The sequence below is a fragment of the Chryseobacterium amylolyticum genome (genome assembly GCF_051011775.1).
Lineage (GTDB): Bacteria > Bacteroidota > Bacteroidia > Flavobacteriales > Weeksellaceae > Chryseobacterium.
Map to the genome: position 1 here is coordinate 176,459 of NZ_JBPCHX010000007.1, position 17,159 is coordinate 193,617.

At 31.4% G+C, this 17,159-nt stretch carries 14 protein-coding genes and 1 tRNA gene; all 15 read left to right on the forward strand.

Annotation, left to right across the window (positions count from 1 at the left end):
- The first annotated feature begins 27 nt into the window (after nucleotides 1–27).
- The 15 genes from ACR1PO_RS19345 (at nucleotide 28) to ACR1PO_RS19415 (ending at nucleotide 17,023) form a co-directional block, all read left to right on the forward strand.
- Entirely contained in the window at nucleotides 28–375 is a 348-nt protein-coding gene (locus ACR1PO_RS19345) for a hypothetical protein (protein ID WP_433987857.1), read from the forward strand.
- A 113-nt stretch (nucleotides 376–488) separates the two neighbouring features.
- Nucleotides 489–573, forward strand: a tRNA-Ser gene (locus ACR1PO_RS19350).
- 835 nt (nucleotides 574–1,408) lie between these two features.
- Nucleotides 1,409–2,398 (forward strand): DNA-methyltransferase, encoded by a 990-nt coding sequence (locus ACR1PO_RS19355; protein WP_433987858.1) that lies wholly within the window; start codon nucleotides 1,409–1,411, stop codon nucleotides 2,396–2,398.
- A 9-nt stretch (nucleotides 2,399–2,407) separates the two neighbouring features.
- Complete coding sequence (locus tag ACR1PO_RS19360; RefSeq protein WP_433987859.1) at nucleotides 2,408–4,411, forward strand: ATP-binding protein; 2,004 nt, start codon at nucleotides 2,408–2,410, stop codon at nucleotides 4,409–4,411.
- A gap of 17 nt (nucleotides 4,412–4,428) precedes the next feature.
- Entirely contained in the window at nucleotides 4,429–5,769 is a 1,341-nt protein-coding gene (locus ACR1PO_RS19365; RefSeq protein WP_433987860.1) for a DNA double-strand break repair nuclease NurA, read from the forward strand.
- Nucleotides 5,766–7,958 (forward strand): AAA family ATPase, encoded by a 2,193-nt coding sequence (locus ACR1PO_RS19370; protein WP_433987861.1) that lies wholly within the window; start codon nucleotides 5,766–5,768, stop codon nucleotides 7,956–7,958. Before ACR1PO_RS19365 ends, ACR1PO_RS19370 begins: the two co-directional genes overlap by 4 nt.
- Before the next feature lie 6 nt (nucleotides 7,959–7,964).
- Entirely contained in the window at nucleotides 7,965–8,855 is an 891-nt protein-coding gene (locus tag ACR1PO_RS19375) for an HNH endonuclease (protein ID WP_433987862.1), read from the forward strand.
- Between the two features lie 2 nt (nucleotides 8,856–8,857).
- Nucleotides 8,858–9,658, forward strand: coding sequence for an HNH endonuclease (locus tag ACR1PO_RS19380; RefSeq protein ID WP_433987863.1), 801 nt, complete (start codon nucleotides 8,858–8,860; stop codon nucleotides 9,656–9,658).
- Nucleotides 9,659–11,392 (forward strand): hypothetical protein, encoded by a 1,734-nt coding sequence (locus ACR1PO_RS19385; RefSeq protein ID WP_433987864.1) that lies wholly within the window; start codon nucleotides 9,659–9,661, stop codon nucleotides 11,390–11,392.
- Between the two features lie 985 nt (nucleotides 11,393–12,377).
- Nucleotides 12,378–12,545, forward strand: a complete 168-nt coding sequence (locus ACR1PO_RS19390; RefSeq protein ID WP_433987865.1) for a hypothetical protein — start codon at nucleotides 12,378–12,380, stop codon at nucleotides 12,543–12,545.
- Nucleotides 12,546–12,567: 22 nt separating this feature from the next.
- Nucleotides 12,568–12,726 carry a class IIb bacteriocin, lactobin A/cerein 7B family gene (locus ACR1PO_RS19395; protein ID WP_433987866.1) on the forward strand — a complete coding sequence of 53 codons (159 nt, stop codon included), beginning with the start codon at nucleotides 12,568–12,570 and terminating at the stop codon, nucleotides 12,724–12,726.
- Between the two features lie 206 nt (nucleotides 12,727–12,932).
- A complete protein-coding gene (locus ACR1PO_RS19400; RefSeq protein WP_433987867.1) occupies nucleotides 12,933–13,493 on the forward strand; it encodes a DUF3267 domain-containing protein in 561 nt (186 codons plus the stop codon).
- 12 nt (nucleotides 13,494–13,505) lie between these two features.
- Nucleotides 13,506–13,781, forward strand: a complete 276-nt coding sequence (locus ACR1PO_RS19405) for a YbaB/EbfC family nucleoid-associated protein (RefSeq protein WP_433987868.1) — start codon at nucleotides 13,506–13,508, stop codon at nucleotides 13,779–13,781.
- A gap of 3 nt (nucleotides 13,782–13,784) precedes the next feature.
- Entirely contained in the window at nucleotides 13,785–14,864 is a 1,080-nt protein-coding gene (locus tag ACR1PO_RS19410; protein ID WP_433987869.1) for an HlyD family secretion protein, read from the forward strand.
- Nucleotides 14,864–17,023, forward strand: coding sequence for a peptidase domain-containing ABC transporter (locus tag ACR1PO_RS19415; RefSeq protein WP_433987930.1), 2,160 nt, complete (start codon nucleotides 14,864–14,866; stop codon nucleotides 17,021–17,023). Before ACR1PO_RS19410 ends, ACR1PO_RS19415 begins: the two co-directional genes overlap by 1 nt.
- The last annotated feature ends 136 nt before the right edge of the window (nucleotides 17,024–17,159 follow it).

Consider the following 17,159-nt stretch of genomic DNA (forward strand, 5'->3'; position numbering starts at 1 on the left):
AATCATAATGATCTGTATCATATTGAAATGTATTTTGACAAGATCACTCAGACGCTAAAAAAAGCAGATATTGCTATAGAAGGATTATTTATTAATGCAGATGCCGGATTTGACGCTCAAGGCTTCAGAAAGCACTATGAAAGTAAAAATATCATCGCCAATATTGCTTTCAATAAGCGGAACGGATCAGATACCGACAATTTTTATTTTGATGAAATTTTATATCACCAAGGATATGCAATAGAAAGAACAAACGCTGGGTTAGACAGCTTCAGATCGTTGCTCAATCGTTTTGATACGGTATCCAGCTGGAAATCTTTCAATTATTCAGCCTTTATGGTAATTACTTCGAAAAAATTCAAAATGAAAGTTTAATTGACCTCCTCTTTAAACACCAGAAATACGAATTTTATTGAAAAATATTTTGCCAGTTATAAAAAACTTTCTATATTTGCACCACTGAAAACAACGGTACTACCGGAGTTGAAGGAGAGTTGGCAGAGTGGTCGATTGCGGCAGTCTTGAAAACTGTTGACTGTAACAGGTCCGGGGGTTCGAATCCCTCACTCTCCGCTAGTTGGGAAACTAAAATAAGCTAAAACGCTGTAAACATTAAATGTTTACAGCGTTTTTTGTTTTAGTGCAGGTTCCACAGTTCTGGAATTTCGGCCGTTTCCGAAATCCGGTCAGTATTTCCCGCGATGAAGTGATGCGCATCAGTAAAATCCGCTCAAAAGCCACCTATCATAAATGTCTGAAGAATCTACATTCTTCGGGCTATATTGATTATCAACCGTCGTATAATCCTTTCCAGGGAAGCCAAGTGGTGATGGTGGATTTTGTGGGGAGTTGAAGGTTGGTGTTAAACAGCAAATAAGAAAAGTAAAATGATTTTTTCCACTACAGCCATTTTATTGCACATAGACTGTTTTTATCTCTAAAGTTAATTACTAAAGAAAAGATTGATGATAATATATCTTCTTATAGTATCATTTGATTGTTTAATATACAATTGAATAATTAATAGTTCGAAAATTTTATTGTTTTCGATTAATAAGCAAATTCATATAAAAAAAATAATATATTTGTATTAAACCATTGAAAACTATTAAAGTGCAACAAAAATCAATCACATATTAATTCAAATACTAATTGATTTAGAATGGAATATTTTAAGAGAAAAATATTCTAGCTAAGTTTGATAGCATTTTGTTTATTTACTAATATGCATTTAGCATTGAAGATTTCATTATTCTAGTTTTCATCACATTTTCCATATGATAAAAAAGTTTTTATAAGAATTGGAAAGATATATGGTATTTTAATATTTATGGTTTTCCGTAAATGCTACATAAAATAAATATTTAATTTAAAAGCTTCAATAAATGAAGTTGAAACTTAATTGATAATGTCAACTGAAGAGAAATTAACTCAAAAATACAAGTCTAAACTTGGTAAGCTTTTCGTAGGAAATTCGCTTGAATTATTAACAAATGATAAAAAATTACGCAAATTAAAGGGAAAGGTAAATCTTATAATCACCTCGCCGCCTTTTCCATTAAATAATAAAAAGCAATATGGAAATGAAAAAGGAGAAGAATACAAGGAATGGTTTATCAAGTTAGCACCAATATTTTCTGACCTTTTGGCTGATGATGGCTCATTGGTTATAGAAATTGGAAATGCTTGGGAGCCTGAGAGACCAGTTCAATCTTTATTGCATTTAGAATGCCTTTTAGGGATGGTGAAACATCCTAAGGCTGACTTAAGATTAATTCAGGAATTTATTTGCTACAATCCCTCGAAACTTCCTTCACCAGCACAATGGGTAACTGTAAATAGATTACGAACGGTGGACAGTTATACACACGTTTGGTGGATTGCTAAAAACGATTTTCCTAAAGCCGATAATAGCAAAGTTTTACGTCCCTATAGTAAAAGTATGGAACAGCTACTGAAACGACAATCCTATAATTCAGGTAAACGACCATCAGAACATCAAATAAGTGAGACAGGATTTCTAAAGGATAATGGCGGTAGTATTTCCCATAACTTTTTTGAAATGGAGGCTCTAGATGAAAAAAGAGACGTTAGATTGCCACATAGTGTATTGAGTTTTTCAAATACTAATTCCAATGATTATTTTCTAAAAACTTGTAGAGAGAAAGGAATTATACCACACCCGGCTCGTATGTCTGGTGGATTAGTGAATTTCTTTATTCAGTTTTTGACAGATGAAGGAGATTTAGTTTTAGATCCATTTTCTGGAAGCAATACCACGGGATATTGTGCAGAAAAATCGAACCGTAAATGGATATCGTTTGAAATTAAAGAAGATTACATTAAACAAGCTATCATAAGGTTTAGTGATCCCGAATTAAAATCACCGCTTAAATAAACTGTAACCATGAGAACTGTAGATAAAATAAAACAACTTGCATCTGTAGACCCTTTAAAAGTGGGAAAACAGACCGAACTTTTTGTTGGCCATCCTTTTTTGCTTGACTATAATAAAGCTAATATCCTTGTTTGTGATGCTGATAAAGAAAGAGTTAAGGGAATAGCACAAGGAACTTTTTTACTTGCATTTTATGATAACGAAGAAACGGTTGAAGAAGCTATTCTTCTAAGAGCTTTGGCACCAGCAAAATTACCCACAGACAGTGCTATGATTAGCTCTATGATAGAATACTATAAAGACAACCTACCTACTTCAGGAAAAAGCTCTAAACTGGATGATTTTACACGTTATGAGTTTAGTTTTTCAGGACTAGAATGCCGTGTGTTAGGAACATTCTATAGAAATGGAACCAATGTAGAATTTGGTGCAGATTTAGAAAATTTTTATTCTGCTCATCATTATAGTGTTTATAAAGTCAATAAAGATGTTTTAGGTTATATTGTTAACCAAAGAGATTCCCCCGATATTATTCCTGGCAATGATAATGAATTTTCCATTGGACACGTACAGTATAGCTCCAGTCTTAGATTTCAAAGCAAAAATGAAGAAGACAAAGCAGAAGTTTACATTAACCCAACTGATCTACTGGGAAAAAGGACAGCTCTTTTTGGAATGACCAGAACAGGTAAGTCTAACACAGTTAAAAAGATTATTGAAGCTACATCTCAAATATCGAGTAAAGCTACAGCCATATTGCCTTCTAAATCTCCTGACACTATTGAGGAAAATCTAAAATCATTTGATACTAATGGGACTCCTAAATATCCGGTAGGGCAGTTAATTTTTGATGTAAATGGAGAATATGCAAATAAAAACTTACAAGATGAGGGAACTGCAATATTTGAAAAATATAAACAGAATACTATTAGATATAGTATTTTAGAAAAAAGTGACTCAGACTTTAAAATAATGAAAGTTAATTTTTACAAGGATATTGTAACTGGATTTAACTATATATGTTCTTCTTTGGAAGATGAGAAAGGAGATTACATTACAAGTTTAAAAGTATTAGATTTCACCCCGCCCCCCTTGGACAAAGAACATTTTGATGAATGGACTAGGTACAATAAAAACAAAGCGATTTATTTCTGTTGTTTAAATAAAGCAGGCTTTAAGCCTTCAACAAATTTTAAAGTAAAGTTTAAAGCAGATGCATCAATAAAAAAAATAGTATCTGAAAAATACAAAGAGTTAGACATTGAGAAAGGTATTCCTTTGGATGAAGCAGAAAATTGGTTCTTATGTGCTTGGGAGAACACAAATGATAAAGTTTTTACAGATTATAAAAGAAAAAATGGTAAAGACTGGTTTTCAGATGAAATGAAATCACTTATGGTGTTTTTAACCCAAAAGAAAGATGGTCGTTCTGTAAGTGGATTTGACAAATTTAAAAAAGTTGCGAAAATGCACACAAATACAACCGATAATTCTTTTGAAGTTGATATATCTAAGCATTTAAGAATAGGAGGCATTGTAATTATTGATTTATCACAAGGAGACCCTAAACTTCAAGAAGTATTTCTTGAAAGAATATCAAAAAAGATATTTTCAGATTCAATGTCTAGATTTACAGACAGTATCCCTAATAACTTTATCCAATTCTACTTTGAAGAAGCTCATAATTTATTTCCAAAAAAAGACGATAAAGATTTAAGTCAGATATATAATAGAATTGCTAAAGAAGGAGCAAAACTAAATCTGGGAATGATATACGCTACACAGGAAGTAAGTTCAATAAGTTCTAGCATATTAAAAAATACACAGAATTGGTTTATAGCACATCTAAATAATGAGGATGAGATAAGGGAGCTTAGAAAGTATTATGACTTTGATGATTTTGCGGATGCATTAATTCGTTTCAGTGCGAAAAACGACAAAGGTTTTGTGAGAATGAAAACCTACTCTAATCCCTTTGTTGTACCAGTAAAGATTGATAAATTTTTAGTTTAAACCTCTTCATAAGTGTTATGGCATATAGTAGTAGAACAGGTAAGCGTCCTGATGAGTTAGCTAGTAAATCGTCACACTCATTTATTATAAATGATGAGGATGTTAAATCATTTTTGGAAAATTGTGAATATCCCAAATCTGCTGAAGAAGTAGAATTGGATAGATCTCTTGTTATTAAAGTTCAATATCCCGACGAAAATCCAATAGAACATATTATAGCAATGGACGGTGGTTACGCTACTATTCCGGTAAAGAAAACATTTCCTTCTTCATTGATAACATTTTTTCAATTCGGAGAGATCTTTCTAAATACCGAAGATTTAAATAACATTTCCGAAATGCCATTTATCTCTAGGGAAGCAATGTCAGCACTTAAAGACCTAGAAAGAAGCAAATTAGTACTTCCAACAAAAAACGTTTCATATAATAGCAATATCACCATAACTCATTCTGTTCGAAGAACAATTTACGAATATTTTAGAAAGAAAGGAGATGAAAAGAACAATTTACTTTCTACAACATATTGGCTAATTTTTAACTTGTTTAATCAACCTGTGGATAGTTTTAACCTAACCACTTGTCCGCATTGTGAAGAAAAAAATCAAAATATTTTACGTGCAAATTTCAACAGTGAATACACGACTAACTGTCCGGAATGTAATGGAATATTATATCTGACAGACTGTTTCAGATTACATGAAGTGATTGGTGATGAACTCGGAGCAGGTGGAATTCTTGGGTATCTTGTTAACCTAATCGAACAGATAAACATTATACATACAATCAAGTATATCAAAGAAACACAGCCTAAATTACTGGATAAATTTTTCTTTATTAAAGATGGACCGCTGGCATTTTTTGGGCAAACAGCCAATATGCATAAACACGTTCGGAAATTATGTAATTACTTATTTAGTAATCATAACTTATTTTTAGCCGGTTTAGAAAAATCAGGGGCATTTGTAGAACATGCAGATGAAATCAAAAACCTATTAGAACCAGGAGAAGCTTTACTTCTTAACAATAAACACATTTACACTTATATTTTACCAGGACCTTCTGATAACCCAGAACCATACGCACATACTTCATATTATAGTTCGAAGATTATTTTTAAGTCAAGGGATGAAAGAGTATATGTTATTACACTTCCTGTTGAAAATGAAAACATAGTACTGAATCCACAAAAGACTGATTTTAAAAATCTGGATACAATACTTTGGAATATAGAAAAGCTAAGATGTGATATGTATGATAATTCAATTGTACCGGTGGCTTTAGCCAATAAACTCATTTCACTATCTAGCCACCCGAGTTCAAGTATTTTGGAAAAATTTGCTAAAAAACATACAAAATGATTTACGTAGAAAGAAATATCATTCCTGTGCCAGAAGTCTTTTATTCAAAGGAAGTCGAAATAGCAAAAAAAAGACTGGAAGAGTTCTATTTAAAATCAAAAGAAAGCAGATCTCAGCAAAAATACTCACAACCCTTTGAAAAAGAATTAAGAGATAAATTCCTTGAAGCACTACGAGAAGTATTTAAAGAGAAATGTGCTTATTGTGAATCACCTATATCATTCAATAGAGCTCAATCTGAATATGATCATTTCCGTCCTAAAGGAGGAGCCAGAGGATTGGACAAGGAATTCTCAACTGATCATTATTGGTGGTTAACTTATGACTGGAATAATATTTACTTAAGTTGTTCCCACTGTAATCAATATAAATCAACATGGTTCCCAGTTGATGGGCAAAGAATACCATTAAACACACCTTACAAAGAAGTCATATATAATGAAAAGGCTCTGTTAATAGATCCATGTATAGATAGACCTGAAGAACATTTAATTTTTAATGAACAAGGAGGAATCGAAGCGATTTCTTCTAAGGGCACTATCACCATAGAAATACTAAAGCTAGATCGTTCTGAATTGGTGAATGCAAGGCTAGAAGTTTTAAAAGAACTTTATGGAGAATGGGAATTACTTTTGAAATTATTGAGAAAAGAAGAATCAAATCGAACTGATATTAAAAAGTTGTATAATTCTTGGCAATATAAATACACTAATCATTCTGGAGAATCTTATTTGGGAATACAACGATTTATGCTCTCTAAATGGTTAGGAAATAGACCTGAGATACAAGAATATTTTTCAACTATCAATGGTCAAGAAACCAAAAATCAAGAAATTATATTAACTCAGGATTTCTCATCTTCTAACACAGAAACTTTTAAAGAAACTGAAAAATATAAAATTGAACAATCTATAAATTCAATAAAGCATATATATGTTGAAAAAATAGAATTAAAAAACTTTAAGTGCTTCTCTTCTTTAGAATTAGAATTTAATCATAATTCTGATTCTCCTATTAAAAATGAACCTTGGTTATTGTTTCTAGGCGAAAATGGAGTGGGAAAAAGTTCATTGTTAAAGGCTTTTGTTATTGGACTTACAGGTCAAGAGTATATAACAGATTTAGGAATAAAAGGTGATCATCTGTTAAAACATGGTTCTAAAAAAGGATTTATTAAAATACATTTGGTTGGGGGACAAAAACCTATTGAAGTCAATTTCAATAAGAAAGAAATTAAAACATCTTTATTCCAGCCTATAATTAATATCGTAGCTTATAATTCCATTAGACTGAAACCTAAAATCGGGAAAATGGTACCGGAGAAAATAGAATTTTACGGAGCTAAGGCAAAAAATCTTTTTGATTATACCTTCTCTCTTGTCGATGCAGATAATTGGTTGGCAAACCTTCCAAAGGAAATTTTTGATCGCGCAGCAATTACTTTAAAAGACTTAATCTTATTAGAACAGGAAGATACAATTAGTATCAAGAATGATTTGGTCATTGTAAAAAGAGGAAATGACACATTTTTCATTGATGAATTAAGTGATGGCTATAAATCAGTATTTTATTTAGCAGTAGATATTATGGCAACCTTAGCAGGCGAAAATGTAACATTTGATTTGGCAGAAGGAATGGTACTCATTGATGAAATCGGTACTCATTTGCATCCACGTTGGCGAATGGAAGTTGTTACACGTTTAAGAAAAGCTTTTCCTAAAATTCGTTTTGTAGTAACAACACATGAACCACTTTGTCTGAGAGGATTAAGAGCTGGAGAAACTGTTGTGTTGACCAAAAATCAGGAGAATGAAGTAATAGCATTGACGGAGTTACCTGACCCAAGTGAATTACGGGTAGATCAGATATTGACTTCTGATTTTTTTGGATTAAAAAGTACTATAGACCCAGAAACAGAAAAGCTTTTTGATGAATATTACACCATTCTAGCTTTGGAAGAAAAGAACAGAAGCGAAGAACAAAAAAATCGTCTTTTAGATCTGAGTCATATTATTCCCCGGATAAAACACTTGGGAGATACAGAACGTGAAGAGCTTACATATTATGTGATTGATGAATTACTAGCTCGCAAAACAAGAGAACAGGGACCAAAAATCAAAGAGGAATTAAAAGCAGAGGCTCTGAAGCGGGTTGAGAGTATATGGAAAACATTGGACAATAAAAAATAGATCATTATGATAAAAATTGATAGATCTCAAGTGCCCAGACCATCTGCATTAGATAAAAAAAATAGAGCGGGTAAAACGGAAACAGAAAGGGCTATTGAATATTATACTTCCCCCACTTTTGACGGAACGACTAATTTTGAATTTAAAATATATTCAGATTCTGAGGTAAAAGACGCTCTAATCAAGCTATTCAAAGGAAAGTGTGCCTATTGTGAAAGTACATTTCTACATATTTATTCTGGTGATATTGAGCATTTTCGCCCTAAAGGAGAAATTGAAGAAGCTCCGCATAAGAAACCCGGTTATTATTGGCTAGCTGCAGATTGGGACAATTTGTTATTGTCTTGTAGAAACTGTAATCAAAAGCTTTCTCATTCCATTTACGGGGTAAGAACAAAAAAGACAATGGGAAAAATGAACCAATTTCCTCTGTCAGATGTGACAAAATATATACGTAAACATGATAGAGTAAATGGAATTGCAGATGAAGAACCTTATAGGCTTTTATTAAATCCATGTATTGATAACCCAGAAGATCATCTAGAATATGGTGATGAAGGTATTATTCGCCCTAAAAAAGATGCCTATGGAAACGAAAGTATCATGGCTAAAAAATCAATAGACGTCTATGTTTTACAAAGAATGTATCTTGTCCAATCTCGGGAAAAGAAACTTATTGAGATGCAGGCGCAAATACAAAGAGTGAAAGAAGCCACTGAAAATTTTAATGATGTAATTGGCACTACAGACACAACAAAGAAATTTTACTTTGAACGAATCTTAAAAAGAGAGATGGAGAGATTAAAAAAGTTTTTAAATCCAAAAGAAGAATATGTTGGTATGGCAAGGCAAGTAATTGGCGAATTTTTAAGAGTAAATTTTGGTATTGCTATATAATTATGAACTGGGTAAAAGAAAATCGGGATCAACTCTCCATAAATAACTATGTAAGAAAAGCAGATGCAAAAACAAATTATTGGCTTGATTTATCAGAGGGAAGAATTAACCATTATAGAGAGCTGATAGGTAATAATTTCAATATTATTATTTATGGAGATGAAGGTATTGAAACTGATTTTTATATAATTCCTTTTGAGGAAATTAAGCACCTTTTAGTTGAAAATAACTTTGCTAAGAGCGAAGGGAGGAGGCGATGGATTGGGAATATTATAAATCACCATCTTTCATTAAGTAATACAGGTATAAAAATAAATATTTCTCACAGATATAGTAATCCTATTTCTTTTAAGGTTGTACCCTTAATTTTAAGTATAGAAAACACTAACGATTATGCAATTGAAAATGCAAAAAGAGAAATAAAGGTAAGAATCAAGCAATCCGCTTTCCGAAAAAAGGTGTTAGAAAATTTTGACTATCAATGCTGTTTAACAGGAGTTACGGAAATTGAGTTATTGGTAGCCAGTCATATTATTCCTTGGGCAGCTAAAATTGAGACAAGATTATCACCTCATAATGGTCTTTGCCTTTCTACTCTATATGATAGTTTATTTGATAAGGGATATTTTACTTTTAATGACAGTTATGAAGTAATCATTACTTCAAAATTGGATAGATTGAGTTTGCAAGCTCAAAATTGGTTGAATGAGATTTCCGGAAAAGTAATTTCAAATCCTGTAAAATATGAAATTAGTCTAATTGCTTTGGAGTACCATCGAAATACAATTTTTGATAAGTTTTAAATGGATAAGAACTCTATAATATCGAAACTAATTGGAAACCTGTCGGACATCCAAACAGAAGCAGAACATATTACCGTTGCTGAACTAAAAACAATTGATAAGAATGGATTGAGGGAAACCATTGATATCAATACTGCTTTAGTTTCGCCCAGTCTAATTAGTAAAATAAAATCATCACATGTTAATCCTTATGTAAATCTGTCTGGAGCATACTATAGAGAAGATTATGAATATAAACCGTCATTTTCATTATACCTTTCAAAATCTTCTGGATTAAATAAAGCAGAACCTTTGGTGGTTTCCTGGTGTTCTGGTAATCATACAACATTATTGGTTGATCAAGGATTTTTAAGTGCCTTTAAATTGTCACCACGTATGTTAGAAGACGAAATTCTATGGGATGATTTAAAAGAACCTGATTACGATGTAGTAAAAATCAAACCTCTTTCTGAATATAAATTTCCAACTCATTCAGAGGCTTACGTGAAAATTAAAAAAGATTATTTAGAGACTTATTTAGCGTATAGAAAGAAAGTCGCTGTACAGGTATTCACCATAAAAAGAGATATCGCAATAGACGAAGAAATCTCTACACTGCTTAAAAATAAGAAACATTTTATTGAAGAATTTAAACAGTTCGAAATAAGACTTAGCAGATTTGACCATAAAGAGGATATAGCTCGCTTAGAAATAAATGGCTTTAAGGTTTTACTAGAAAATAGTGAGAATAATCAGAAAGAAGAAACAGTTACAGGACATCATTGGAAAGGAATTGATGGGTTGGTAACAGAGTGGCGAGCAAGACACGAAATGCCGTTTGAGTATGTATATGTTTCTGATAAAGTATTGGCAGTATATGAAGCAGACGAAGATTATGAACTTCATCCTTTATCAGGGAGTGTCAGCTATAGAAATCAGTGGGCAGTTACCCATTGTGATCGTGTTGGAAAAAATGCTATTAAAATTGACATCAAAAAGCTATACGAGGGTAATAGATATACAGTTATTGATTACTGGAATAAATTTTCGATTCACCCATCCGAGATTATTGAAGGAGAAAATATTGCTGAAAAAGCAGAACGTTTGACCAGGAAGTTCTTTTTGTTTGGGCGAATATTTACAGGATTATTTAATCACTTATTCGAACTTAATTATTCGGCAAAAGACTTAATTGGTTTAGATGAAGAACATATTGATTATACAGGATGGTCAGAATTCCCCGAATTCAATGCTATTGCTCAACACGTAGATTTAAAATCTTTTTCCAAAGAACAATTTATATCCAGATGTAAAAAGCTATACATTTTGTTAGGGGAACATCTTCAAGAAAAAACTTTACGCAAGATTGTAAATATGTTAGAATTTCCCATTTCAATAACTAAAGAATTCAGAAGTATAAAATTGCTTGAATTGATTATAGTTTACCTGAAAACTGCAGACGAAAGTGGCTTACACCCTGTCAACAATAAAGAAACAATTGTAGAAAGAGTCTTAGAAATTAAAAACTTCAATGCGTTATTAGAGTTTTCAGCTGTGAATAGCATCAGACAGTTAGATGCTCATAAAACTAATGATTCAAAAACAAGACTTCATAAAGCGTTAACGGATTTGGGAATACAGCCTAATTCTATTTCGAATAATTATGCGGATGCCATTTGGCAAGTGTACGATAGCATTGATAATATGTTTGTGGATTTAAATATTTTTCTTTCAAATGCTTACAACTTGAAATAGTTTGTAAGTAGTTAGCCAACCTAATTTATTTGATCATATAATATTTATATGTCTTTTATAAAAATTGAATAATAAGTGCACAAAAATAAAAACAGAAACCAAATATAATTCGCTTCCTAGCCCAATAACTAGATTCTATCAAGGTCAAGTCCGCCGGATTTTCGGAAAAAGTTTTTACGTATAAAATCTACGCAAAAACTTTTTCCAAAAAAACTTGACAGAATACCACGCTCATTTTCAAATGGCTTCTTTTTTTCGGTTTTTTCTTCGTTTTCTTTTAGAAATATTTAAACTCAGAAATTTCAGGCGTAAAGAGAGGGATTAAATTCTTGTTTTGAACTCTAAAAACGTGTTCAAAATTTGAACTTTTTACTTGCAGATTTGAACAGAAATTTAAATTTTACGTAGTAAAATTTAAATTAGGATTTTACCACTTTTTGCAAATGTCCTATTTGAGGTCATTCACAGAGATGCTACAGCGAAATCTTATCCATAAAGCGATGAGGAAGGGTACAAAATGCCTCACTCTCCGCAAGTATTAAATATAAGCCTACTGATTTCAGTAGGCTTTCTTCATTAAATTTTTCTTCCTACATTTCTTTATATAACAAGGATAGTTGCGTCTAAAAGTATTTTGTCTTTTTCAAAATAGAAATAGTCCTAATTCAAAAAATAGAAGGCATTACTAAAATCTAAAATTGATTGAGATTTTTCATTTATATAAATGCTGAAGCATACATAAAATCGGTTTGTATGCGGATGAAAACTATTCTAAATATTTAAATTTTCAATACATTGTACTTAAATTAAGAATAAAATAAGTCAAAGAGTTATAAAAATAAGGATTGATTGTGAATTTGAAATATTCTGGGCTGTTTAGTTGGGAATTCTCAATGAAAAGATATAGTTTAGCATGAAATAAAAAACACTAGTGCACAAATGTTTTTTAGAATTAAAAAATATTAATTTTAAAAATTGAGAAAAAATGAATTTATCAAATTTAAATGTACAGGAATTAAGTACAAAAGAAATGAGAGTGGTTGAAGGAGGTTTCCCACCATTAATTTTAGCCGCTTGGGGAGTTATGGCAGTTTGTTCAGTTGTTGCTTTGGGAATGAAAGAAGCATTAGACGAACATAATGCAAAAAAATAGTATTAACCTTTAAAATTGAATAATGAATTTAAAAAAACTTAATGTTACTGAACTAAGTAAGAAGGAGCTAAAAAAAACAGAAGGTGGATTTTGGCCTGTATTAGCTGCTGCTGCATCAGCTGTTGCGCTATATGAATTTGGATATCAATATGCAAAAAGACATTTAGAACATGCAAAATAGAATAAAAACATTTATGATTGTAGTTATAAGTATTTTCTCACTTGTTGTGCTTTACAATTGGGGGAAAAAATATGCAGAAAGGCATTTAGAGAAGATTAATACAACTGAACAAAATCATTAATAATTTTTATCTTAAAAACCTTGACTTTATTTCCTTAATTGTGAAATAAAGTCTTTTATTATTTAAAGTCTTCAAATAACTTCTCATGAGTATCTCTGTTTCAAAAGAAAAATTCCTGATAAAATCATTATATCTTTCAATAATTATCTCCATAATTTATATAGGATTATTTCTATTATTTACAAAAGATTATACAGAACTTTTAAAACAACCAGCAAATAGTATTAACAAATATGGAGTTACAACTTCTGTTATTATTTTTTTTGCAGTTCAAATTATAGGTTTTATTGTTCATGAGGTTATACATGGCATGTTTTCTATACTTTTCACAAAGGATACTAAGTCAATCAAGTTTGGAATTGCACCAAAACAAATGATGTTTTATTGTCACTGTTTAAAGCCTTTATATGTAAACCATTACTTAATTATGGTGATAGCTCCTTTTATTATAATGGGGGTTAATTCCTTTTGTTTGGGACTATATTTTGAAAATTTATTTGCCATTTTTTTTGGTTATGTTTTTTCAGTAGCAGCAATAGGTGACTTATATATCATTTATTTGGTTCTTAAAAACTATCAAAAAAATATATACAGGACTCAGCCTCCAATATTGGTGGTGAATATATTGAAATCTAACAATTATTAAAATTCAAAATTTATGTTTAATTTATCAATAGAGAAAGCACAACTTATTCAACAAAAAACGGAAGAAATTAAAAATATATTAGACAAGGAACTTATTACCCATTCTTCACCAGATGGTACAATTCATATTACGGTTTCTATCACTGGAAATGTTAAGGATATTAAGATTCCAGAAAATATAGAAATTAATTCTATTATTCCAACATTGAATGAGGTTCTATTAAAGGCTAACCGAACTTTTGAAATCAAACGGGCAGAAATATTGCAAGTAGAATTGATGAAATTATAAGCAATGGTTAAAAACCTCACTTATCTTGTTATTTTATTGGTTATTTTGGTTTTAGTTTCCTTGCCCATCATAAATGTACCCGTTTCTTCCTCCTCAAAGGGTGTTATTCGTTCTATAACAGAAAACACTAAACTTAATTCTGTGGTAAATGGTAGAATCATAGAAACCAAATTAGAAAAGAATAATCAATTTCTAAAACAAGGAGATACTTTACTTGTTGTAACAGCAGAACAATTAGACACTCAGAAACATCTACAAAATAGCCAGAGTGAAGATTATGCAGCACAGCTACAGGATTTAAACAGACTTACCAAAGGGCAATATAGTAGCTTACAGACAGGGCAATACCAAAGAGAACTTTCAGCCATGCAGGAAAAAATTGCACAGGTTCAAACTCAGCTATCGTTAGCTCAAAAAGAGTTAAACAGGGCTGTTCTACTTTACAAGCAAGGGGTTATTCCTAAAGCAGAATATGACAAGTATTACTATGACCATCAAGGTTTTTCTAAACAAATTGCCAATATTAAGGAACAGCAAGTTGCACAATGGCAAGCACAAAAACGAGAAGTTGAGAGACAATTACGTTCTTTCAGTTCAGAAATTCAACGTATCGATCAAGAACAAAAAAATTACATCATCACTGCTCCCATTTCTGGAAGATTAGTTAATTTTTCAGGAGTACAAAAAGGAAATTTTTTAGTTCAGGGACAAACTGTAGGAGAAATTTCCCCTGAACAATCTTTAATTATAGAATGTTTGGTTTCTCCAAAAGATATAGGATTTATCCAAGTAGAACAAAAGGTAAAATTTCAGATAGATACTTATAATTATAACCAATGGGGACTGTTAGATGGAAAGGTTCAGGAAGTAGACCAAAACATAAAGGTAAATGAACAAACTGGAGAAGCTTACTTTAGGGTTCTATGTGGAATGGATAAAAATTATCTGAAACTAAAAAACGGTTATAAAGGACAAATAGGAAAAGGAATGACCCTCACAGCTCGTTTCCACCTTATAGACCGTACTCTGTGGCAATTATTATTTGATAAAGCAGATGACTGGTTTAATCCAAAATTGAAATGATGAAAAAAGATATATTAATTAAGCAACATGATTTAAAGGATTGTGGTGCAGCTTGTTTGGCTTCCGTTTCTGCTTATTATGGGTTCAAAATGCCTATTGCTAAAATCAGGCAATTAAGCCATACCGATACAAGAGGAACTAATGTATTGGGGCTTGTACAAGGGTTGGAATCAATGGGGTTTAATGCCAAAGGAGTGAAAGGAGGTACAGATGTTTTATCTGACATTCCATTACCTACCATTGCTCACATTGTAAGTAAAGAACAGTATCATCATTATGTTGTTATTTATAAAGTAACTAAAGGCAAAATTTCTGTAATGGACCCAGCTTTTGGCAAAATCGAAGAATACACCATCGACGCATTTTCCAAAATATGGACTGGTGTTTTGGTTTTGTTAGAGCCTAATCAATACTTTGAGCAAAAAAACGAAAAAACCAGCTTATATAAAAGGTTCTGGAATCTGGTACAACCCCATAAAAGTATCTTAATTCAGGCTTTGTTAGGAGCTTTGGTGTACACTATTTTAGGGTTATCCACATCAATTTATATAGAAAAGATTACGGATTATGTTTTGATAGATGGAAACCGAAGACTTTTAAACCTACTATCAGTAGGAATGGTTGTTATTTTACTATTTCAGATTTTTATAGGAGCTATGAAAAGTATTCTCGTTCTGCAAACGGGGCAAAAAATGGATAAGCACCTTATATTAGGCTACTATAAGCATTTATTGAAACTTCCACAACGTTTTTTTGATACCATGAAAGTAGGAGAAATTATTTCAAGGATAAATGATGCAGTAAAGATTAGAGCGTTCATTAATGATGCTGCTATTCAAATATTTGTAAATATTTTCATTGTCATTTTTTCATTTGTTTTAATGTTTACCTATTATTGGAAGCTTGCACTCATAACAGCTTTAGTTATTCCGTTGTATTTTTTTGTTTATTGGATTACCAACAAGCTAAACAAAAAAGTAGAAAGAAAACTAATGGAAGAAAATGCAGAACTAGAATCTCATTTAGTAGAATCCCTAAATTCAGTCCGAACTATCAAACAGTTTGGAATAGAACCATTTGCTAATAATAAAACTGATAATGCATTCACAACGCTATTAAAAACAATATATAACTCTGTACTGAATGCTTTATTTTCAGGCAATTCATCAGAATTTTTATCCAGAATATTTACCATCATATTACTCTGGGTAGGTTCAGGATATGTGATAGACAGGATTATTACTCCTGGAGAACTTTTATCATTTTATGCTTTAATAGGCTATTTTACAAGCCCAGTATCTCAATTAATTGGAATGAACAAAACCATGCAGAATGCATTAATTGCTGCTGGCCGTTTGTTTGAAATTATGGATTTGGAACGTGAAGAAACCAACGAAAAAATAGACCTTGTAGCTGAAAATATTGGGGATATTCAGTTTAAAGAAGTTAATTTTAGTTATGGAAGCAGGGTTGATGTTTTTACTAATTTTAATTGTCTCATAAAAAAAGGACAAACAACTGCAATAGTAGGAGAAAGTGGAAGTGGAAAAACTACCTTAGCAGCTTTAATTCAAAACTTATACTCATTAAAATCAGGTAAAATCCTCATTGGAGATTATGACATCAATTATATTTCAAATGATTCACTAAGGAAATTAGTTTCAGTAGTACCACAACAAATAGATTTGTTTTCTGGCAATGTAATTGAGAATATTGCATTGGGAGAAGATTTTCCTGATATGCAAAGGATATTTAATATAACTAAAAAATTAAGAATACTTAGTTTTGTAGAGGGACTTCCAAACGGTTTTCAAACCTATTTAGGGGAAAATGGTGCTTTATTGTCAGGAGGTCAGAAACAAAGAATCGCCATTGCCCGAGCCTTATATAAAAATCCTGAAATTTTAGTTTTAGATGAAGCCACTTCATCATTAGATACTGAAGCAGAGATTGTTATCCAAAATACACTGCAAGAGTTTAGAAATCAAGGAAAAACAATAATTGTTATTGCTCACAGACTAAGTACAGTTGCCAATGCTGATACTATTCTGGTGATAAGAGAAGGAAAAATTATAGAACGAGGTAACCATAATGAGCTTATTTCTAAAGATTCTGTTTATAAATCTATGTGGGAAAAACAAAGTTTCAGATTAAATTAAATACAAAATTACACTTTACGATTGGATTTTGGAAAGTTGAAATTGGCTGAAATGATTGAAACCCAATCTGTCTTTATATTGATTAAGTTTTGATAATCAGATATTGATATGTAAAATGACAAATGTTTATTATTAT